The organism is Paenibacillus sp. GSMTC-2017, from assembly GCF_016019935.1.
Lineage (GTDB): Bacteria > Bacillota > Bacilli > Paenibacillales > Paenibacillaceae > Pristimantibacillus.
In genome coordinates, this window is sequence record NZ_JAECMT010000002.1 from 533,909 (window position 1) to 555,263 (window position 21,355).

At 42.2% G+C, this 21,355-nt stretch carries 20 protein-coding genes; all 20 read right to left on the reverse strand.

Annotated elements, in window-relative coordinates; all coding sequences use genetic code 11:
* Positions 1–203: 203 nt before the first annotated feature.
* Positions 204–947 carry a DNA repair protein RecO gene (gene recO / locus I6N90_RS09915; protein ID WP_197935352.1) on the reverse strand — a complete coding sequence of 248 codons (744 nt, stop codon included), beginning with the start codon at positions 945–947 and terminating at the stop codon, positions 204–206.
* A gap of 58 nt (positions 948–1,005) precedes the next feature.
* The gene (locus I6N90_RS09920) at positions 1,006–1,158 is read right to left on the reverse strand and encodes a YqzL family protein (RefSeq protein ID WP_197935353.1); all 153 of its coding nucleotides are present in this window, start codon (positions 1,156–1,158) and stop codon (positions 1,006–1,008) included.
* Positions 1,159–1,247: 89 nt separating this feature from the next.
* The gene (gene era / locus I6N90_RS09925; RefSeq protein WP_197935354.1) at positions 1,248–2,171 is read right to left on the reverse strand and encodes a GTPase Era; all 924 of its coding nucleotides are present in this window, start codon (positions 2,169–2,171) and stop codon (positions 1,248–1,250) included.
* Between the two features lie 2 nt (positions 2,172–2,173).
* Entirely contained in the window at positions 2,174–2,611 is a 438-nt protein-coding gene (gene cdd / locus I6N90_RS09930; RefSeq protein ID WP_197935355.1) for a cytidine deaminase, read from the reverse strand.
* Positions 2,612–2,644: 33 nt separating this feature from the next.
* A complete protein-coding gene (locus I6N90_RS09935; protein WP_197935356.1) occupies positions 2,645–3,004 on the reverse strand; it encodes a diacylglycerol kinase family protein in 360 nt (119 codons plus the stop codon).
* The gene (ybeY, locus tag I6N90_RS09940) at positions 3,004–3,501 is read right to left on the reverse strand and encodes an rRNA maturation RNase YbeY (RefSeq protein ID WP_197935357.1); all 498 of its coding nucleotides are present in this window, start codon (positions 3,499–3,501) and stop codon (positions 3,004–3,006) included. Before ybeY ends, I6N90_RS09935 begins: the two co-directional genes overlap by 1 nt.
* A 1-nt stretch (position 3,502) precedes the next feature.
* On the reverse strand, positions 3,503–5,749 hold the full coding sequence (locus I6N90_RS09945; RefSeq protein WP_197935358.1) for an HD family phosphohydrolase: 2,247 nt from the start codon (positions 5,747–5,749) through the stop codon (positions 3,503–3,505).
* 17 nt (positions 5,750–5,766) lie between these two features.
* Positions 5,767–6,738, reverse strand: coding sequence for a PhoH family protein (locus I6N90_RS09950; protein ID WP_197935847.1), 972 nt, complete (start codon positions 6,736–6,738; stop codon positions 5,767–5,769).
* A gap of 6 nt (positions 6,739–6,744) precedes the next feature.
* A complete protein-coding gene (gene yqfD / locus I6N90_RS09955) occupies positions 6,745–7,938 on the reverse strand; it encodes a sporulation protein YqfD (protein WP_197935359.1) in 1,194 nt (397 codons plus the stop codon).
* 21 nt (positions 7,939–7,959) lie between these two features.
* Positions 7,960–8,238: a sporulation protein YqfC gene (gene yqfC / locus I6N90_RS09960; RefSeq protein ID WP_197935360.1), complete on the reverse strand. Its 279-nt coding sequence runs from the start codon at positions 8,236–8,238 to the stop codon at positions 7,960–7,962.
* 232 nt (positions 8,239–8,470) lie between these two features.
* Positions 8,471–9,037: a hypothetical protein gene (locus I6N90_RS09965; protein ID WP_197935361.1), complete on the reverse strand. Its 567-nt coding sequence runs from the start codon at positions 9,035–9,037 to the stop codon at positions 8,471–8,473.
* A gap of 66 nt (positions 9,038–9,103) precedes the next feature.
* A complete protein-coding gene (floA, locus tag I6N90_RS09970) occupies positions 9,104–10,108 on the reverse strand; it encodes a flotillin-like protein FloA (RefSeq protein WP_197935362.1) in 1,005 nt (334 codons plus the stop codon).
* A 75-nt stretch (positions 10,109–10,183) separates the two neighbouring features.
* On the reverse strand, positions 10,184–11,572 hold the full coding sequence (locus tag I6N90_RS09975; protein ID WP_232242836.1) for an NfeD family protein: 1,389 nt from the start codon (positions 11,570–11,572) through the stop codon (positions 10,184–10,186).
* A gap of 147 nt (positions 11,573–11,719) precedes the next feature.
* Complete coding sequence (locus tag I6N90_RS09980) at positions 11,720–12,163, reverse strand: GatB/YqeY domain-containing protein (RefSeq protein ID WP_197935363.1); 444 nt, start codon at positions 12,161–12,163, stop codon at positions 11,720–11,722.
* A 15-nt stretch (positions 12,164–12,178) separates the two neighbouring features.
* Positions 12,179–12,352 (reverse strand): 30S ribosomal protein S21, encoded by a 174-nt coding sequence (gene rpsU / locus I6N90_RS09985; protein ID WP_005547957.1) that lies wholly within the window; start codon positions 12,350–12,352, stop codon positions 12,179–12,181.
* A gap of 95 nt (positions 12,353–12,447) precedes the next feature.
* Positions 12,448–12,792 (reverse strand): histidine triad nucleotide-binding protein, encoded by a 345-nt coding sequence (locus I6N90_RS09990; RefSeq protein ID WP_197935364.1) that lies wholly within the window; start codon positions 12,790–12,792, stop codon positions 12,448–12,450.
* Positions 12,793–12,909: 117 nt separating this feature from the next.
* Positions 12,910–13,266, reverse strand: coding sequence for a hypothetical protein (locus I6N90_RS09995; protein WP_232242837.1), 357 nt, complete (start codon positions 13,264–13,266; stop codon positions 12,910–12,912).
* 63 nt (positions 13,267–13,329) lie between these two features.
* Entirely contained in the window at positions 13,330–13,959 is a 630-nt protein-coding gene (locus I6N90_RS10000; RefSeq protein WP_197935366.1) for a hypothetical protein, read from the reverse strand.
* 36 nt (positions 13,960–13,995) lie between these two features.
* Complete coding sequence (gene addA / locus I6N90_RS10005) at positions 13,996–17,835, reverse strand: helicase-exonuclease AddAB subunit AddA (RefSeq protein WP_232242838.1); 3,840 nt, start codon at positions 17,833–17,835, stop codon at positions 13,996–13,998.
* Complete coding sequence (gene addB / locus I6N90_RS10010) at positions 17,832–21,347, reverse strand: helicase-exonuclease AddAB subunit AddB (RefSeq protein ID WP_197935368.1); 3,516 nt, start codon at positions 21,345–21,347, stop codon at positions 17,832–17,834. The genes addA and addB overlap by 4 nt, the downstream gene beginning before the upstream one ends.
* Positions 21,348–21,355: the final 8 nt, after the last annotated feature.

The following is a 21,355-nucleotide window of genomic DNA, read 5'->3' on the forward strand; positions in this document are numbered from 1 at the left end:
CCCGCGGTTCCACCCTACTTGGTCATCTTGTTCGCAAGATAACCCTCTTTTAATTTCAAGACTCCAGAGCGCCTTTCGTTATAATTGTCCCATCGGGCTTTCACCTTCCCCGATTCGCTAACGTTGTCGACAAGTCATAACTACTTTCTCCATCATTGTCCAATATACATAATTCCTTATTTTAAGCGGATCACGCACTAAAGTCAAACTAATTTATCTAGTTGATCAAGAAAATTTCTTGATTTGAGCACAATACCTAACTGTGTGTCCATCAAACTGCGCATACATCGTTTTAGCTCAACCTTTGTTTCATCCTTAAGTGTTATCGAGCCAAGCCTTCGCATATCCATCCCACGGAACAATCGAAGCAGTTTATGTACACCTTCACTTAATGGCAAAGAACTTGAATCTCGATGCGTACATCTTGAACACAATATGCCACCAGCATTCGCCGAAAGTCGGAATGGGCCTACTCTATTTCCACAAGCTACACATTCTTCAAGTTCAGGCGCATAACCAGACAAGTCAAGAATCCGCATCTCAAATAAGTGTGAAACAATTTGAGCGTCCTTACCTTCCTTCAAAGCAGTAAAGCAAGCTCTCAACTGTTCAAAATGGAAGCCAGTGGGCTCCTCATCTTGAATAGTTCGATCCGTAAGTTCTGCAGCATACGATGCATATGCAGAAAGATCAAGCTGGGAACGCAAATCATGGTGAGATTCAATAATCTCACCATGATTAAGTGTTCCGAGTCCAGTTCCTCGGAAATATTGAAACTCACCGTATGTGAATGGTTGAGCTAGTGACGCATGTCTGCTCTTTACTTTTTTGGCTCCTCGTATAAGAACGCCTGCTTTTCCATTCGTTTTCGTTAATAACGTAACGATTTTGTTATTTTCCCCGTAATCCATGCTTCGAATTACTATACCTTCCACACGATACAACATCCCGGTGTCTCCCCCATGAAACAACCCTTACACAATGTGCAAGTTCATACAACATCACTTACTCCAGATCGTCCAGCATAACATGCTCATCGTCCTGTTTATCTAACGCATCAGTAGAGGGTGTTAGCCCACTTTGATCCATTTCCTTGTAGAGCATGAAGGATTCGACATCCCCGGTCAACGTAAAATACTTCCACGAAAAATCTCGCATACGTATTCATCCCTTTCCGCCTCGGAAATGTTGCTCCAGACATTAATAGGATGCGATAAAAGATGCTCGGGTATGCTTAGTAAATTACGTCAGTCGTGACGGAAGCCAAGATCTTTTAGAACTCGCTCCTGATTACGCCAATCCTTCTTCACTTTGACCCATAACTCTAAGTAAGTTTTTGAGCCTAGAAGTGCCTCAATGTCTTTACGCGCTTGCTTTCCAACCTCTTTAAGAAGCTCGCCTCGTTTGCCAATAATAATTCCCTTCTGGGAATCCCGCTCTACGTATATAACAGCACCGATGTAAACAACGCCGTTTTCTTGTACACGCATATCTTCGATTGCAACCGCAATGGAATGGGGTATTTCTTCACGAGTCATATGCAAAATTTTCTCACGAACTAGCTCTGCACATACAAATTGCTCTGGGTGATCCGTAATTTGATCTGCAGGATAATATTGAGGTCCTTCAGGCAAATAACGAGTAATCTGCTCCAGCAATGTATTTACATTATTCCCTTGGAGCGCAGAGATCGGAATAATCTCAGCAAATTCGTGAAGCTGATTATACTGGGTAATCATTGGCAGAAGCTGCTCTGGCGTTACTTTGTCAATTTTGTTCATAACGAGAAACACAGGTGTTTTTACCTGTTTAAGTTGCTCGATAATAAACCGATCACCGCCACCTAATCCTTCGGATGCATCAATAAGGAAAAGTGCCGCTTCGACTTCCTTCAGTGCGCTTTGTGCTGTTTGCATCATATAATTGCCAAGCTTTGATAACGGTTTGTGTATGCCCGGCGTGTCCAAAAATACGATTTGGATATCGTCGTTCGTATAAACGCCATGGATTTTATTACGCGTCGTTTGAGGTTTATCCGACATAATGGCGATTTTTTGTCCAATTAAGTGATTCATAAGTGTGGATTTACCCACGTTTGGTCTTCCGATGATTGCAACAAATCCAGAACGGAACTTCTTTCCGCCTGATTTATTTGTAGGTGTTTGACTCATTATTATGCTTGCTCCTCCTTGTGTAAAGACGACGGCGTAAATGCGCCCGGTAGCAGATCACCTACCGTTGTAATTTCCCAATCTCCTTTAAGGTTACCCATAATAACTGGCATGTCCAGTTCACATAGTTCCACCAACACTTGTCTACAAACACCACAAGGTGTAATAGGACCATCTGTATCTCCCATAACAGCAATTGCTTTAAATGTTCTAGCTTCTTTGCCATCAGCTATTGCTCTAAACAATGCTGTCCGCTCCGCGCAGTTGGTTGGACCGTAAGCAGCATTCTCGACATTGCATCCATAATGGATGTTTCCATCTTTGTCTAAGAGCGCTGCGCCAACTTGAAAGTTTGAATAAGGTACGTACGCACGTTTCATAGCTTCTTTTGAAGCCTCTAATAAAGTGTTATATAACTCCGAAAGATTGTTGTTTTCCATAATAAATTCTCCTCACTGTTCATCCTGTTATGTTTAAAAGACTAGATGCCACAAGGGCGGCCCAATAATGAGCAGCCCGACAATAATTGAACCAAATACTGCTGCAAGAACTGCACCTGCTGCAACATCTTTGGCTATTTTTGCGATTGGATGACGTTCTGGACTCGCCAAATTAACTGCCTGCTCTATTGCAGTATTAACTAGCTCAGCACTAATTACAAGTGTAATTGCAAAACAAATGATCGCCCACTCCACTATATTAAGGGATACAAGTGTACCTAGTGAGATCACAATAACTGCAGCAACACAATGAAACTGCATATGTCGTTCCGTGCGAATAGCGAATACGATTCCAGACAATGCAAGCCAAGCACTGCGCACAAATCTTAGCATTAACGAGTCAATCCCGCTTTCTGTAAAACAGATTCTTGCTTCTCAGTCATGATTGCTTCCGACGCATCATCTTGATGATCATAACCGATCAAATGAAGGAAACCATGTACGAATAAAAAGGCAACTTCCCTCTCTAGCGAATGACCATATTCTTCACTTTGCGCTACTGCACGCTCTACTGAGATAATGATATCACCGAGCATACCAGAGATTGGGTCTACTTCATCTTCGCTTTCCACTTCAAAAATAATATTCAATTCATCAACGCCATCATCCTGCATAGCAAATGACAATACATCGGTTGGACGATCAATATTGCGATATTCAAGATTTAATGCATGAATTCCTGCATCATCGATAAAGGTAAGGGCAACATCACCGTCTTCCATACCTTCTGCTTCGCCTGCTAACTGTAACAACTCCGTCAATTTCTCTATCCAGCTGTCCGGTATTTCTACCTTGTTTTGTTCGTTGCTCCAATCCAATTGCAAGCTCATTCTAATTTATTCTCTCCTTCGTCTTTACATCTTCCGGGTATTCAATACGTGAATGGAAAATACCTATTATACTCTCCTTTAACGATTGAGCAATCTTATCTAGCTCTTTTAGCGTTAAATCACATTCATTGTATTGATTGTCATCGAGCCTGCTTTTAATAATTTTGTTAATCATCGCTTCGACTTGTTCAACTGTAGGATTACGCAAACTTCGAACTGCAGCTTCCACACAATCAGCAATTCCTACTACTGCCGCTTCCTTTGATTGCGCCTTAGGCCCAGGGTAACGGAAGTTATCCTCCGTGAAAGTATGCTGCACACCTTGCTCCTCAGCTTGCTTTATCGCTTTATGATAAAAAAACTTAAGCGAGGTTGTCCCATGATGTTGCTCTGCGATATCACGAATCGGCTTCGGAATGTTATGCGCTTTAAGCATGTCCACTCCATCTCTAGCATGTGCTACAATAATCGATTTACTAAGCTTCGGGTCAATCGAATCATGCGGGTTTTCGATATTCGATTGGTTTTCAATAAAATAATTGGGTCTCTTTGTCTTTCCAATATCATGATAGAACGAACCTACCCGACATAACAACCCATCTGCTCCAATAGACTCGGCGGCAGCTTCAGACAAGTTGCCAACCATTACACTGTGGTGATAAGTACCTGGTGTTTCTGTTAAAAGCTTACGCAAGAGCGGATGGTTAGGATTGGATAACTCAACTAACTTAAGCGCTGATAAAATACCGAATGTAATTTCGAAAAACGGCATTAAGCCGATAACAAGAACAGCCGTCAATAATCCACTCGCAAATGCAAATGCAACTGAATAAATAAATGGCATTCGCTCTAATTGCTCTGACATCATAAGCATAGCCATCACAGATAAGGAACCAAACAGGCTGACCATTATACCGGCTTTTAAAATCGTCGAGCGCTGACTTGCCTTATGGATTGAGAAGATAGCAGCCAGTGAAACAACAATAATAAAAAATCCGTATTTGAAATCGAATATTTGATTGGAGTTTGTATTTAGAATTATGCTTCCTAATATCGTAAAAACAAAAGAGCTGATTATAGCTAAATGCATATCTAGCAATAACGTAATAAGCATCACACCTAATGCTGCCGGAGCAAGATAGCCCGCATACGATGCTGTATCTGTTTGTGTTAGAGCGATAATCTCAATCGTAATAATATTAATTAGAAAGATAAGCCACAACATTAATAACTGTGCGTTGTTATACTTCGGTTTTAAGCCATTAATGCCACCAGACTGATGTAAGTACGCGTACAATACGATAATTAACATCAGCGACAATATGAGCAGTCCAGCGTGTGGCCAATAGCTTTTTTTATCATGAAGCAAATTAGAATCCGAAAGGATCTTGTATGTTTCTGGCGTTATGATTTCGCCACGTTTTACAAGTATATCTCCCTCTTTAATTATAACAGGCGGCGTGTTTTGCTTCGCTAGTACTCTCGCCTCATCAGTTAATTCCTTATCAAAAAACTTGTTCGGCATAATTGCGAATCTCGCAAGTTCCTGAACAATTTCTCTCTCCGTACGATTAGATAACGAACTAGCGTTTACAAGTTCTGCCACTTGCGTCCGTGCCGTTTCAGCTTCTCTTAATTGTTCGCCCATTAGCTTGCGGACGATTTTGATTGCAACAGTACGCATTTCAGATAATTGCTCAGATGTAAGCTGAGGCATTTTATAGAACGCTTCATCAGGAATTGTATATTGCTGTTCCTTAGCCACTGCCGACATTTCCGCGAGCAAGGAATCATTGTATGTACCATTTCCTAAATTGTTTTTGACGAAAGCATCAATATGTGTACTATATCTACCTGGAATATCTTTTAAATAAATATCAATCTTTTCTTGTTTGGTCACTTGGTCGTCTTCATTAAGTTGCTCAATGCGTTGCAGGATTGAATCAACTAACGATTCATTGCGAGTATAAACAATACTATAGGTATCGTCGATCCGATTCGCAGCTTCTTCCTCAGCCAGTCGGGTAGCTTTCTCATCCCTGATCTGAAATGGAGCTTTTATATCCTTATCAGATGGAGAGCCCTCCGAAATATTATACGTTTCTGGAATGACATGCGGCGATAAGCTGAAATAGAACAATAGCACGAACATAGCCATCAGCATCCAACTAACAGCGGGACTTTGTCTCCAGCCTTTCGCAATTACGGGCTTAACGCTCCCTTGTTTGCTCGTACCGTTTTGGCCCATGCGAAAATCATTCCTTTCTAGGCATTATTTTCGGAGTCCCAATTATAAGCCGTAATTATTTTTTGTACTAACGAGTGACGGACAACATCTTGTTCTGTAAAGTAAATCAAACCAATTTCTTCGATAGCTTTTAAAATACGCTGTGCCTCGATTAGACCTGACTTTTTACCCCGCGGCAAGTCAATCTGGGTAACGTCTCCTGTTATAACCATCTTTGAACCAAATCCAAGCCTAGTCAAAAACATTTTCATTTGTTCTGGCGTCGTATTTTGTGCTTCATCCAAAATAATAAAGGAGTCATCTAATGTACGACCCCTCATATAGGCTAGTGGTGCTATTTCTATTAATCCACGTTCCATCGCTTTTACGGTTTGATCTGGGCCTAACACATCGTGTAATGCATCATATAGCGGCCTTAAATAAGGATCTACCTTTTCTTGCAAATCACCTGGCAAAAATCCTAAGTTCTCTCCAGCTTCAACCGCAGGTCTCGTCAAGACGATCCGTTTCACAGAACCTTCTTTTAGTGCAGCTACTGCAAGAACAACTGCCAAATAAGTTTTACCTGTACCGGCAGGTCCAATTCCGAACACGATATCCCGTTTTTTAATGGTTTTTACATAATGTCTCTGGCCGATCGTTTTAACTAATATCTTCTTACCTCGGAAAGTAGTTGCTATCTCCTTTTTAAACAGGTCTAACAGCTCTTCTGCTTGCATATTACGTGCTAATTCAAGTGCATATGCAACATCCCGCTCAGAAGGCGTGTAGCCCCCGCGTACGAGCTGTAAGAGAACCGAATACAATTGTTCCAACGAATCAACTTCTTGAACGGGACCTGAAATGACAATTTCTGCTTCACGAGAAGAGATTGATGACTCTACTTGTTCTTCAACCATTCTCAAATACTTATCCTGAGGCCCGAATACTGCTAAGCCTTCTGCTCCGTTTTCGAGCGAAATCTTTATCATTTTCGTTTCAATTTGCAACAATTCTCAATCTCCTTGCATCTGGACTAATGGCAATTCCTCAATGATAGATTGTTCCACTTCAAAAAGAACTTTCATATAAACTTTACCATTGTCCGCCTTTTCATGCAAAACAATTTCATCTAAAACGACAGCATCCGTGCCTGCATTTTCTGTTAATTCAGCTTTTGCTTGCATTATTCCGATGCTCTTCGCATCATCCTGTGTCAACTCCCGTTCCTGCATCTCTGATTCCATAATTGTTTCCTTCATTCTGCCGATAGGGAGCGACCATTTTCTCCAAGATACCTTCTCCTCATGTTGGATCGTCTCAGAGTTAGAATATGAAGCACTGCCAAACCCACTAATTTGCAATGCACGTGAACCGATAACTGCATGCCATTTCGTTTTTTTCTCACCTGTGTACACTTTAATTTTCTGAATCATCGGAGCTTCAATATTAAATTCATACCAGACGAGACCACGCACCACGCCTTTAGCCACTACCGTTCGCGAATAATTTTCCGAACCAATGAGTCCAGATATAAGTGTTTGTCCCTTTTTTACTCGCGCATTTTTTCTTACAACTGGTTTACCTACTTCGGCAACAATTTGCGTTACCACTGCATCAGTTGATGCAATAAGATGTCTCGGATTTTGAAGGGCAACCTGATCAGGCGTCGTCATTTCTACGACCTGAATTTTCACCTTCGTCCCTTTCTTCTCAACACCAACCCATGTCGTACCCGGCAATATGCTTACAAGTTGTCTAGAGATCACGTCTGTATCCTTTAGACGAAAAGACCATTGCAAAGGATATATACCTTCTGACTTTGCCGCTTGTAAAATTTGATCTTCAGTTAATTTCACATTACCGTCAACTTCAACACGCCACACGAGGGAAGAGAGCATAAACACAATAGCAAAAAATAAAAAGATACCGCCTGCGAACCAAATCCTACTCTCTGCTCTTACAAGCCAAAATGGAAGCCCTCGCCGCTCTACCACATGAACACGACAGCCTGTCTCTTTTAAATACGGCCGAAGACGAAAAAAGTCACTAACCGATATTTCAAATCGCATAAGTCCGCTGCTTGTCCAGCGAATAGCAGACAGTGCTAAGCCGCCAGCAAGAGCCTTATTTACCAATTCTGCTGGCTCACCACCTCTTGCATGAACGACTACGATGCCCTTTATCCATAACACACTTTGTCCCCTCAATCCATTCCCCTCCTAAGCTCATTATGAGAGCAGTTGAATGCTGGTTATTACACCTTCAATAAAAACTTCTTCTGTCCAAATCGTTCGTATGACAAGTGAACTCCCATTCACTTCTAACTGCCCCTTGCTTAATGCAAGCCTTAGACACTCACTCGAGAAATGAACAACACCACGATGATTTTCGATATATAGTTGTCGATCCCCAATCATCGTAAGTCTAGGTAAATCAAATACAACATCTTGAGGCAAATCTAATAGCTCAGCCGTCATCTTATGAAATTTCCGTTTCAAATGTCGCATTGACGTTTCGTTGCCTCCTCGCTGTTTACATAACAAAACCAATTCTTGAATGTTAAACTCTGTTAGCAGAGTTATGGACTATAAACATGTGCTATACCAAATTATGCTAATGAACCTTTAAATATGAGATCGTTTATAAATATCACAAGCTATAGCTCAATTTACAAATTATTCTTCCTATAGACACAAAAAAAGCTCTCGCTCCACACAAGGTGGAACAAGAGCTTAATTTCTATTTACGATATGACCGCTTGGCTCTAGGTGAACCAAGCACTTCAGACCATACGAACGCTTGACGCAACTGTGCTTTAGTTAATCCCGATTTCGGATTTACTGATACTTCTAACTTTTCACGATTATTAGTAGGTGAGCCTCCACCTAAACTTGAGAAAGAAGGTCTCGATGGCTTTAGCGCGCCTGATGCCCCAATGCTATCGATTGAGTTTCTGTTGTATTCCGACCAACTCTGACTTGCTTCCGCCATTTCATGCGAAATACCTTCATCACTTCGCTCAGTCTGTAACTGAGATCGATATACGGACTGAGCATTTCTTTGATCATCCGATTGATGGTGATTTAAGACCGATGCTTGCTCTTCACGATCAAGAGAATGCGTATCGTTAGACATACGTTTCAAAGTTGAAGGTTCAGGATCTAATTGGCCTGGCATTTCACGATCAAAGGTAGGCATACCTGACGGCTTCCCTTTGTTGTCCGACTTGTTCAGCAACTTATAGAGAAAAAACACTATTCCGATTACTACATAAAAGTTTTGAAACAAAAATTCGATCAAATCCATCTTGCGTTCACCTCCAAGGAACAGCCGTTAATACCGGTTACCCAATCGGACTGTCGGCTGCTACAATTAGCGACCTTCCTTGTCATCGATCCCACCATCTTGCTGACCGATTGAGGATCTCATCTTTGTGTCAGCTTCAATGTTCTTTAAATTCATGTAGTCCATAACACCAAGTTTCCCGCTTCTTAATGCTTCTGCCATTGCAAGTGGAACTTGAGACTCAGATTCAACAACTCTTGCTTCCATTTCTACAACTTTAGCTTTATTTTCTTGTTCCTGTGCAACTGCCATTGCACGACGTTCTTCGGCTTTAGCTTGAGCAATTTTTTTGTCCGCTTCTGCTTGTTCTGTCTGCAAATGAGCACCGATGTTTTTACCTACATCTACATCCGCAATATCAATCGATAAGATTTCAAAAGCTGTTCCTGCATCTAGACCTTTCCCAAGGACAGTTCTTGATATCAAATCAGGATTTTCCAATACATCTTTATGTGAGTTCGAGGAACCTACTGTCGTTACAATACCTTCACCTACACGAGCTATTATCGTTTCTTCACCAGCACCACCGACTAAACGATCAATGTTAGCACGTACAGTTACACGCGCTTTAACTTTTACTTCGATTCCGTCTTTAGCAACTGCAGCTACAATTGGCGTTTCAATTACACGTGGGTTAACGCTCATTTGTACAGCAAGTAATACATCGCGACCTGCAAGATCGATCGCTGCTGCACGCTCAAACGGCAATGGAATATTTGCGCGTTGTGCTGCAATCAATGCGTTCACAACTCTGTCAACGTTACCGCCTGCTAGAAAGTGACTTTCTAGTTGGTTAATATTAAGACCTAATCCCGCTTTAGTCGCTTTAATCAACGGATTAACAATACGACTAGGTACAACTCTCCGCAATCTCATCGCAACTAGTGTAATAATACTTATACGAACACCTGACGCAAGAGCGGAAATCCATAGCATAATTGGGAAAAAGCTTAAAAATACGGATAGCACAATTATCGCCAGTACAACAATAATTACTAATGTAACACCTGGTTCTAAACCAAATAAAGTCATAGATAAACCCCTATCTTCTCTCACATCGGAGAGCCGTTGTATTTTTAAAAACTTACGTATACATCTCATTTACATCTACTTATTCAGTTCCTTTACAAACACCCATGTACCTTCAGCTTTCACAACTTGGACTGGTTTATTGACATCAATAAACTCGCCTTCAGTTACTACATCAACACGTTCTTCACCAATCAGCGCAATTCCTGACGGTCTTAGTGTCGTTAGAGAGACACCTTGTTGCCCGATTAATGAAGTTTTTAAATCTGCAGATAAAAAACCATTTTCAGTCGAGAGCTGCTCTCGCAATATAAATTTATTCCAAACACCACGACCCTTATTTGACTTTGCAAAAAGGATCACTGGAACAGTTGCAACAACTACCGCAACTAATAGTGATATTAAACCTGATGTCGGAGTTGGAGCAGCAATAACAACTCCTGTAACGAGTGATGCACTTCCTAGCAAACCCAATATACCAAAGCTTGGAATAAAGAACTCTAAGACGAGCAAAATGATACCAATGATGAAGAGAACGACTGACTCCATTCCTGCAAACCCTGCAATATAAGAACCGAAGAAATATAATCCGAATGACAACAGTCCTATAATGCCTGGTGCCCCATAACCTGGTACAAGCATCTCAATTGCAATTCCTGCGATACCAAGTATTAAAAGAATCGTTGCTACAATTGGATTAACTAGAAACCTTGCAACTTTTTCAGCAATGGAAGGTTCGATTTCGATTATGGTTCGATTTTCTAGTTGTAACCAAGTAACGACTTCTTCTACGGATTCGGCTGTATGCTCGGAATAGCCAACTTTCTCGGCGTCAGATGCAGATAAGGATAATATTTCTCCAGCTTTTTTATCCCTACCGATCAAATTACTGAGCTTGACAGTAACATTTGTGTCTACCATAGCTGCTGCAATAGCAGCATCTCTACCATTTAGTTTAGCCGCCGCACTCATCTTTCCTACCCAATACGATATCGTCTTTGGATCTTCTATCAACTTACCGTCCCCATTAACGACCGCTGCTGATCCGATTATACTTCCTGGCTGCATGACGATGTTATTGGCGTTCAATGCGATATAGGTTCCTGCTGATACAGCTTTCCCTTCTACAAATGCTGTAGTCGGAATTTTACTAGATCTAATGAGTTCGCCAATTTCACTTGCGCTGTCCACTCTTCCACCTAGTGTGTTCACAACTAAGATGATATGCTCAGCATTCGCTTCTTCCGCTTCCTTAAATGCTCTCTCCAAGAAAGATTGTAGACCTTGTTCAACCGTATGTTTAATCGGAATGACAATTACCGCTGTTCCAACCTCTTTAGACTTACTTGTGTCATCTCCGTTAGCATAGGCAGAAGGTACTACGACCATTCCAAGCGTAAAGCAAACGATTGCAAAGAGCATTAGTGGAAAGAATATCATCTTTCTCAACCAACTACTTTCACCCAAGTCAGGCCCTCCTCTTTTTTAATACTATTCCCTAATACGTCTAAAAGCCTACTTTGTTTCATTTTTCTCATAATTCATCTAGTTACATACGCAAGTGAACGAAAAAAACACCCCTTAAAAGGGGTGTTTTGCGAGCTTCTACGTTTGCTATTGCAGAAATTGCTGTACAGCTTGATTTACTAGTTTACCGTCAGCGCGACCCTTAGTTTTTGGCATAAGGGCGCTCATGACTTTCCCCATATCGGCTTTGGAAGAAGCACCGAGTTCATGGATGGTCTGCCTTACTATCTCTTGAATCTCTTCTTCAGTTAGCTGCTCGGGAAGGTAATGACTAATAATTTCGATTTCTGCTTCAAGACCCGTAACCAGATCCTCGCGGCCGGCTTTCTTAAAATCTTGGAGGGAATCTTTACGTTGTTTGATCTCACGACTTAATATATCAAGCACTTCATTATCGTCCAAAGGACGTTTGAGATCAATCTCCAAGTTTTTAACCGATGCACGCATCATTCGAATTGTGCTTAGCTTAAACTTTTCCTGACTCTTCATGGCTTGCTTCATATCGTCGGTCAATCGTTCGCTCAGGTTCATTATGCAAGGCTCCTCCTAGAACTTTCTCTTACGCGCAGCCTCAGACTTCTTCTTGCGCTTAACACTTGGCTTTTCATAATGCTTGCGTTTTTTCACCTCAGCCAAAACACCGTCTTTTGCGATGGAACGTTTAAAGCGGCGAAGCGCAGCATCAATAGTTTCGTTTTTGCGAACTTTAGTTTCAGACACCAGTTTTCCCTCCCTCCGAAACAGACCGTCCAGAGCTTTAACACGGTTTATCAAATTTCATTATAAGGTAAACTAAAAGCATGTGTCAACTTTCGTTAGTTTGCCAATAATGTGCTAAGCTTCTGGCCGCCCAGCAGATGGATATGCAAGTGGTAGACTACCTGTCCTCCATCGCTGTTTACGTTGTTGATAAGCCGGTACCCAGCGTCCGCAATCCCTTGTTCCTTCGCAATTTCTCGAGCTGCGGCAAACAGCTCAGCGATCAGATCAGCATCCTCATTCGTGACATCGTTCATCGTAGGTATATGTTTCTTAGGGATGATCAATATGTGAACAGGAGCGGCTGGCTGAATGTCTTTGAAGGCTAAAACTCGTTCATTCTCAAAAACTTTTGTTGATGGAATCGAGCCTTCGATGATTTTGCAAAAAATGCAGTCCATTGTATTTCTACCTCCTTACGAATCCTTAATTACTATAATAACGAAAATATCGACGCTCGTCCAATAAATAAGCGTCGGAGAGCAGGCAAAGCCTGATTTCCGACGCAAAAGAACTAATTAATAGTAATAATATGGTAGTAATGATAAAGCTAGGAGTGATGCAAGAGGGAATGATCTCCGATAAAAACGTCTTGGGAAAAATCCTCCTCCAAAACCCCCACCGAATCCTCCTCCAAAACCATGACCAAAACCATGACCAAAACCATGACCACCATGAAATGGTCTGCTGCCATAATCAAATCTACCATATTCATTAGGACAATAAGGCACAGCTATACAAACCATCTCATCGTCTACATGCTCAACGATTCCGTCACAGCATACTCCATCAATCGTCTGTACCATAACATAACGATGCATATGCTGTTCACAATGTTTCTTTTTATTCGTTGATTCCAGTGCTTTATTTTCCAAAACAATCATCCTCCTATTGCAACATCTTATGTGGCAATAGGCATTTGGCTACAACTAAAGTATTTAAAAAGTTATTACCATGCCCTTTGTGTAGCTCAAAATCGTTTTGTGCAGTGCATCTGCAATATCTAGCCAATCATGTCCACCAGAAAGTCGAATGAGTGCATTTTTGTTACCTTCAATTGCAAAATGAAACTTTGAAATACTGTTAGACAAATCCGTAATTACGGACTTTATCTCTTCTATGCTTTGCAACTCTTCTTGCTTGAGTGCTCCGCTTCCTTCACCGATGCTTAGTAGTTTTTGATGCATTTGATTACGGAGAAAAGCATAACCTCCAGGAGCTTGTGCAAAGTTCTCGCTGGATAACTCCTTTGCTTTTCTCATCAAGTCATCAATGCCTTTTCCACTTTGAAGTACCATTTCACTCATATGAGAAGCAGTCAATCGTGCCGCTTCAGCATCTTTGCTCGACAGCTCCTCAATTTGAGTAATAGATCTACTCCAATATTCCAAATCCGCCTTCCCTTGAACAAATCCTTCAAAAATGGCTTGTCCCTCTTCGACTATCTCTCTTTGCGAATGCTCGATATTTTTAGTAGAAAAAAGTACGTTCCCCATAACACTCATAACTAACAACACTAATGTAATTGGCAGCGCTATCGGGCGTCTGCCGGTTTTGTTCTTGTCCAATATTCTCCCTCCATATTATAAAAATTGAAATATGTACTACAGCTTTACATTTTGAGCACCATCAAAGAAAAATAAAATCCGTTCATTTACTTTCTGTCCCAGTACCATTTCAATAGCTTCCGCATACAAATCGAGTTGGAAACGATGGCGTTCAGCCGCTTGATCCCATTCCCCTCTTGATACTCGATCAGTCTTATAATCAAGAAGAACTACACCTTGCTCATCCCGAAAGAGACAATCTATGACACCTTGTATCAAAATAGGCTCGTCTTCTAACAGCTCATCCTGTGCTCCATAAACCCGGCTCGCTGGAAACATACAACTGAATGGTACCTCTCTACGAACCCAACTTGCGCCCAGAAGTCTGCGGCCCACATCACTATTAAAAAATGCAGCAACTGCGTTAAGGTCGATAGCTTCAGATTGATGCTTAGTTAATAATCGTTTATCAATCATGCCCGCAAGTGTCTCTTCCAACGTATCCTTATCAGGGCTACCGCTTAAAGGCACATGTTGCATAAGTAAATGATTAACAGAGCCCTTCTCAGCAGCAGTTAACGACTTCTCCTCCATAAAAGCAGGTCGGCGTAATCGCAGAGTATAGTTTTGTGTTGACTCCTTGTCCTTTATTTCTGTTGTGAACAAAGGTGTTTCCACAGTCTCTTCTTCTAAAACTGAGTGAAGCCGTTTCATTTCGGTTACCGAAGTTTTTGCTGCAATAAGTTGGGCTGATTTATGAGGATATTGCCAACTTAACCGTTTACGCATTTCAACATCTTCTTCAACATCATTAAGCAGAGCAAGAGTCGTTACAGCCGCTAACCGTTCTGTAAATGCTGTGGTCAAGCTTTCATCCATTTCTTCTTCTGTAGCTGCAGCTTCATTCGCAAACAATGTTGCAGGCAAAATCTGAGCTGTCCACGTGGATGGCGATTCACTAACAACATTATTTTTTACTGCGAGAGGCCCTATCCAGTCCATAAATGATCTTGCAGTTGCAACACGGAAATCTGTTACGTTCCCATATCCATCTATAGACTGTTCCCAGCGCTTCATCTTTTTCGCAACATCAGCTACTGTACCAACTAGGAACATTTTTTCTTTAGGTCTCGTCAGCGCAACATAAAGAATGCGCATTTCCTCCGCAAGCAATTCCATTCTAAGCTTCTTTCTTATCGCTAGAAACGGTAACGTCGGAAAGCTAATTCTTAATTCAGGATCAACAAAACGAGGGCCAAAACCAAGTGATTTATGTTTTAAGAATGAGCTTCTTAAATCCTGCTGATTAAACAGTTTGCCTAATCCTGCTACAAAAACGACAGGGAACTCCAATCCTTTACTCTTGTGGATAGACATAATTCGCACTACATTTTCTTGTTCACCTAGTGCACGCGCCGTTCCAAGATCTCCGCCACTTTCTCGCATACGCTCGATAAATCGTAGAAATCGGAAAAGACCACGAAATGAAGTTGCCTCATATTGTCTAGAACGATCATGAAGTGCTCTAAGATTTGCTTGCCTTTGAGCACCTCCTGGCAGACCACCAACAAAAACATAATAGCCCGTTTCACGATAGATACGCCATAACAAGTCTGCTAATGACCCTTGACGCGCTTCTGCTCTCCACTCATCAAGACTATTTAGAAACCTTGCAATCTTCATTCTAGATTCATCCGCAAGCTTACTATCACCCGCCGCATGAAGAACGGCATCGTAATAAGTGCTGTTAGTAGAATGTATCCGTATTAGCGCCAGCTCTTCCGCAGTCAAAGCGAAGAGTGGTGAACGAAGAGCAGCTGCAAGTGGAATATCTTGATAAGGATTGTCAATAACGCGTAGCAAAGACAGGATCGTTTCTACTTCCGTTGCTTCAAAATAACCACTACTGAGCTCAGCGTATGCTGGTATTCCTTTCAATTGTAGCTCTTCAATAATAATTGGCGCCCATTGCGAAGTGGCACGAAGTAGAATAACGACATCTCGCCACTCTAGAGGTCGGTAGACACGTTTCTTCCCATCATAGACTTGGAATCCATTGTCCATCATCTCTTGTAGTTTCAAGCCAATCCAGCGCGCTTCAAGTTGAACCACTTTTAGATCAGCCACATCTTCAGCTGAAGAATGCCCCTCTAAAACTTCATCAGGGTCATCAATGTTATCGTCAGAGTAGTTGTCTTCCTCGGATTCTTCGCTATTAGCTCTATCTAAAAGTGTGATTTCAACCGTGCAACTATTTTCGGGTATCGGCTGTGGATAGGTTGCTCCGCACACAAGTTCAGCTCGGCTATCATAATCCATCTCCGCAACATTCTCACGCATGATTGATTTGAAAACTTCATTAACCCCATCGACAACTTCATGACGGCTGCGGAAATTTCTAGCAAGATCAATTCGTTGGCCAATTTTGGAATTATTTAATTCTTTTGAACGTGTGGTTGTATGATTACGATCTAATTCTTGCTCCGAACGTGTGCGATAGGATTTATATTTGTTTAGAAATAAGTTTGGCTCTGCTAATCGGAAACGATATATGCTCTGCTTAACATCACCAACCATAAATCGATTACCATTGTCTCTACGTTCAATTAAGGAAACTATCGCTTCCTGAACCATGTTCGTATCTTGATATTCATCAAGCAATATTTCGTCAAATAATCGTTGATAATCGAGTGCTGCAACTGAAGGTAACAGGTTGTCCGGTGTGGAGTCTTTATCCCGCAAAATGCGAAGACAATAATGTTCCAAATCTCCAAAGTCGAGCAGACCTTTTGCACGTTTAGCTGCTTCATAGCTTTCACCAAATGAAATAACAAGCTCAGCAAGAGTACGCATAAGTGGAGCAAGCTCCCTAAGCTCATCTAGAAATTGTTCTGCCGTTCTTCCGAATAACTCATCTGATAAGCCACTAACAAGCTTCTTCGCACCATCTCGAAGTTCTTTCACTTGCTCCTGCAATGATTTGTCGTATTCATCGCCTCGCATAGCTTTAAGTTTGCCAAATGCTGCACGTTGGAAGGCATCCGCCCATTCACTCCAAGAAGTTGATTCGACTGAGTGTAGCAAGCTCTGAATAAGGCTTAAATCTTCTTCTAGTGTGACCGCATATGGTGCTGGGCCCGCAGGAGATTTCGTTAGCTCAAGAGCTTGTGCAATTAGAGAAAACGCTCCCTCGAGCGACAGTAGAATATCGCTACGTAAACTAATTACCCATTCGCTGCACTCTAACTCCACAATCGAATTTATTTGAAATGTACCTGCTGTTTCTCTTAACCAATAATCGGGCCATGGGTGACTCTGAGCAAAATCATAAAGTTGCTGTACAAGATGATATAGCGGCTCGTCACCACGTTCTCCACCATAACGGTCTGCTAGTGATAGAAAAGCACCATTATCTTCAGTACCTCCGCTATATTTGTGCTCGAACAATTCATCCAGCACATCTAGCCTCATCAGTTCACTCTCTGTCTCGTTAGCGATTCTAAAACCTGGATCAAGACCAATAAGCGGGTAATACCGTCTAATGACATCCAAACAGAAGGAGTGAAGTGTCGTAATGGATGACCTTCCCATCAGAGCAAGCTGCTTGCGAAGATGCTCTGATTCAGGTTGCTTATCGAGCTCCTTCTCAAGCGCAAGCCTGATACGATCTTTCATCTCAGCAGCAGCCGCTTTCGTAAAGGTCGCGACCAACAGCCGATCTACATCAGTGTTGGACGATATTTTCCGAATAATGCGCTCGACGAGAACAGCCGTTTTCCCTGAGCCAGCAGCAGCAGCCACTAACACATTCGTGCCGCCTGTTACGATCGCTTCCCATTGATCATCCGTCCAAGTACTATTTTCAGGCTTCGGTACCCGAATCACTTCTGGCATCATTCCTCACTCCTTTCTAGCTGGCGCCATATGTCATCCTTAACAGGTTTATTCAGCTTCTTGTATTCGTTGCCTTCGAACAGTGGATCGAATTGGCATACCGCTTTGTAATCACAAAATTGACACGGTGTCTTGCCACCTAAACGATATGGCTCGATAGACACATTACCAGCTTGAATAGAGCTTCCGATACGACCCATCATCCCTCTTACATTACGTCTAAGTATCGACCACTGATCATTGGTAACTACGGAAGAACTGCTATAGAAACCACCATCACGTTTAAGTGCAACTGGTAATAGCTCGGAGTATCCTGTGTCCAATTCATCGTCCATTAATCGAATAATATTAGCATCCGCAGTAAGTAGCCCTCGCATCTTGAATCTTTTCAATAGCTTATCCGAAACATCCTTTGGCGAAAGTCTATTGGTGAGTGCTAACATCGGATTATGAACATGGAAATACAATACTCCTGCAGGCGAAGCTGGTTTACCAAGCCATCCTTGCGAATAAGAAACGAGCACATCCAAATAGGTTAACATTTGTAGTGACAAGCCATGAACCACTTCATCAAGCTTCAAAGATGTCGCACTAGACTTATAATCCAGCACACGTAGCAACAGCCCTTCTTCTGTCTCTGCAGCATCGACGCGATCGATTCGGCCAATGATCTCCATTTCAGCTCCATTATCAAGCTGTAGGACAAGTGCTGGCAGAGTACCTCCTGGGCCAAAGTCAACTTCAGTAGCAACTGGCTTAAAGTCAGCACGTCTTGCATGTTCACCTAATATAAGTGCAGCTTGAGCAACGATTTCTTTTAGCTTACGAGCAATAAATTGAAATCTACTACTACTGAGCAAAATTTGAGATTGCAGCTTTGGTGCTATCTCGTCAACAGTCTTCGAAGCAGCTGCTTTTATATCAACTTGCGACATTTTACCCCAGTTACTTCCTAAGTTGCTTGCAAGTTTACTGAGAGCAGCATGGAATAACTGACCGACATCAGGTGCCTCTAATTTGTAAAGTTTACGCTCTCGCAGCTTTAAACCATGTATGGCGAAATGCTGAAAGGGACAAGAAACAAACCGTTCCATGCGAGACACACTTACTTGCATTCGGTCGCCATAAAGCTCCTTAGCTATTGCTACGGGCAAATTCAGCTCCTGATTGTCGTAAGTTAAAGATCGTGTAAGCAATAGTAATTTAGGCTGCCATTCTGGACGTGCAGCGAGCCAATTGTACAAATCCCACCAGAGAGAATCTAATGTTACACCTTGTTGCCAGTTTCTGAGTGCCGTTATGAGATACGTCATCGCGCGTTCAGGATGTGCAATATAAGTACGTTGCACATCTATCGGCATAGCAAACGAAGGTTCAGGAGCTACTTCGCTGACATGAATACCTGGGAAGAGAGAACGAAGACCTCTTATTATTTCAGAAGGAAGTAAGCTTTTGCCCTCTTCATCGGCTTGAGCCCAACTTATCCATAAACCCGAACTTGGTCTCGTCAATGCGTTATATATCATAAACCGCTCATCAAGCAACCGTCTGCGTACGCTAGGCGCCATAGACATGCCATCTTCCGTAAGTTCGTCTCGTTCAGACTCTGTTAATATCCCGTCTTCCTTGACCCTCATAGGCATTACACCATCGTTAGCTCCAAGTACGTAACAAACGCCAATGTTCCCTGAACGTGTGCGGTCCATACTACCTACTAGTACTTGATCGAGTGCTGGGGGTACTGAAGCTAGCTTTAAGCTATCAAGTCCTGCTTCCACCATACCAGCGAACAACTCTGGCGTTACTGACTCTTCTCCAGCAAGCTCAACGAGCTGATCCAGTAACCCCATCACATTGTCCCAAAGTTGGCGATGTGTACGGGCACGCTGCGTCTTTCCATTTTCCATATCTTCATGGCTCCAACGTTCCAGACGATCTGCTGCGAAAGCACGATCAAGAAGCACATAAAGCGCTTCACACATCTTGCTCACATTCGTTGCTTTACGAAGAGATTCACCAAATTGTTGAAGTAGTGGCACAATGGAACCTCTAGCCGCCATTACAATTTCAAATTCTCGCTGCGACTTCTCTGAAACAATAGTCTCCATTTCAGTATCTTCTTCTAAAGATATTGAAACAAGCGGCTTCCAGCTCCTTTGATCGAGCCACTTCCAACCATCAATGCCGGCTGCGAGCGAATAATTTTCCAACCTGTCGAACCAATCACGCGGAATGCTGTCGTCTATTGGGAAAAGCATCTCTGTTTTGATGCAACGAAATACAGCGTCATACCGCCAGCCAAAAAGAACCGTTTCCAAAGAGGAACGAATAAACTCCACCAATGGATGATGGAGCGCTTTTTCCTTTTGATCGACAAAAAAAGGAATATTATAATCGTCAAATACAAGTGTCAAATAATCGGAGTAATCTTCTGCATTCCGCACTAGAATAGCGATATCTCTCCATCTGACTCCTTCGTCTTGCGCTCTTCGAATAATGTCACGTGCAACTGCCTCAACCTCGGTCCTGCGATTAGATGCCGCTTGAAGAGTAACATCTCGCATTCCTCGTCCTTCTACGAATGTAGAAGCTTCCGGCATCATCATAGGAACACGTTTATCGAAGTGTTTCTCTAAATGACAAAGCATAATACTACCCTTAAAGCGCGGACGTTCATGCTGATTTAGGTCAAGTGGCGGCAATACGTCTACTCCATTAGCTTCAGCTAAAGCTAACAATTTTCCAAATGTCTCAGCAGTCGGATGAAAGAGATCAAGCTCATGCGGCGTTTCACCGAAATCATAAGCTCGATCAAGTGTTAGCGTTACTGTTACATGAGCAGCACTTGCAAACAAAGTGCCAAGCGCTTCATATTCAGTAGGAGTAAATCCGTAAAAACCATCTACCCAAATCATCGCACCCTTCATAGAGGCGGCATCATCGTAGTTTTCTTTTAGGTAATGTAAATAGTCTTCAGCATCAATATATTTTCCAGCCAGTTCGGTCTCCATATTGCCCCAAATAAGAGCTAAATCATGCAACTTCCGCTCAAGCAGACGGGATCTTGAATCATCAGATTGCGCCATTTGCTCCTTTAAAAGGTCTGCGCTCATCCCGTAACGTTTCCATTCAGTAAGCACTTCCGCAAGTCTATCGATAAATCCTGGTTGTTCCGCTCCATTCTGAAATAACTGCATCTGAGAGGACAACCGATGTACGATCTTATAAAGCAACATATGTTTTCCAGTGTCACCAATTGGGACTAACGCGGTGCCGCCTGTTTCTTGCATCACACGAAAAGCTAACCTTCGGAAGCTCATCGCTTGCGCCCGGAGTGTTCCACGTATGTCGGCATCTTGCAAAAGTGTATATTCCGTTTGAAATGTCGCTTGCTCTGGTACTAGCATAACTAGCGGAGGACCATCAGGTTCACGTTTCAAGCGTTCTCTCACTTCATTGTGACAGAAGCTTGTTTTCCCCGCTCCCGAACGTCCGATGACTATTTGCAGCGGCATAAGAAGTT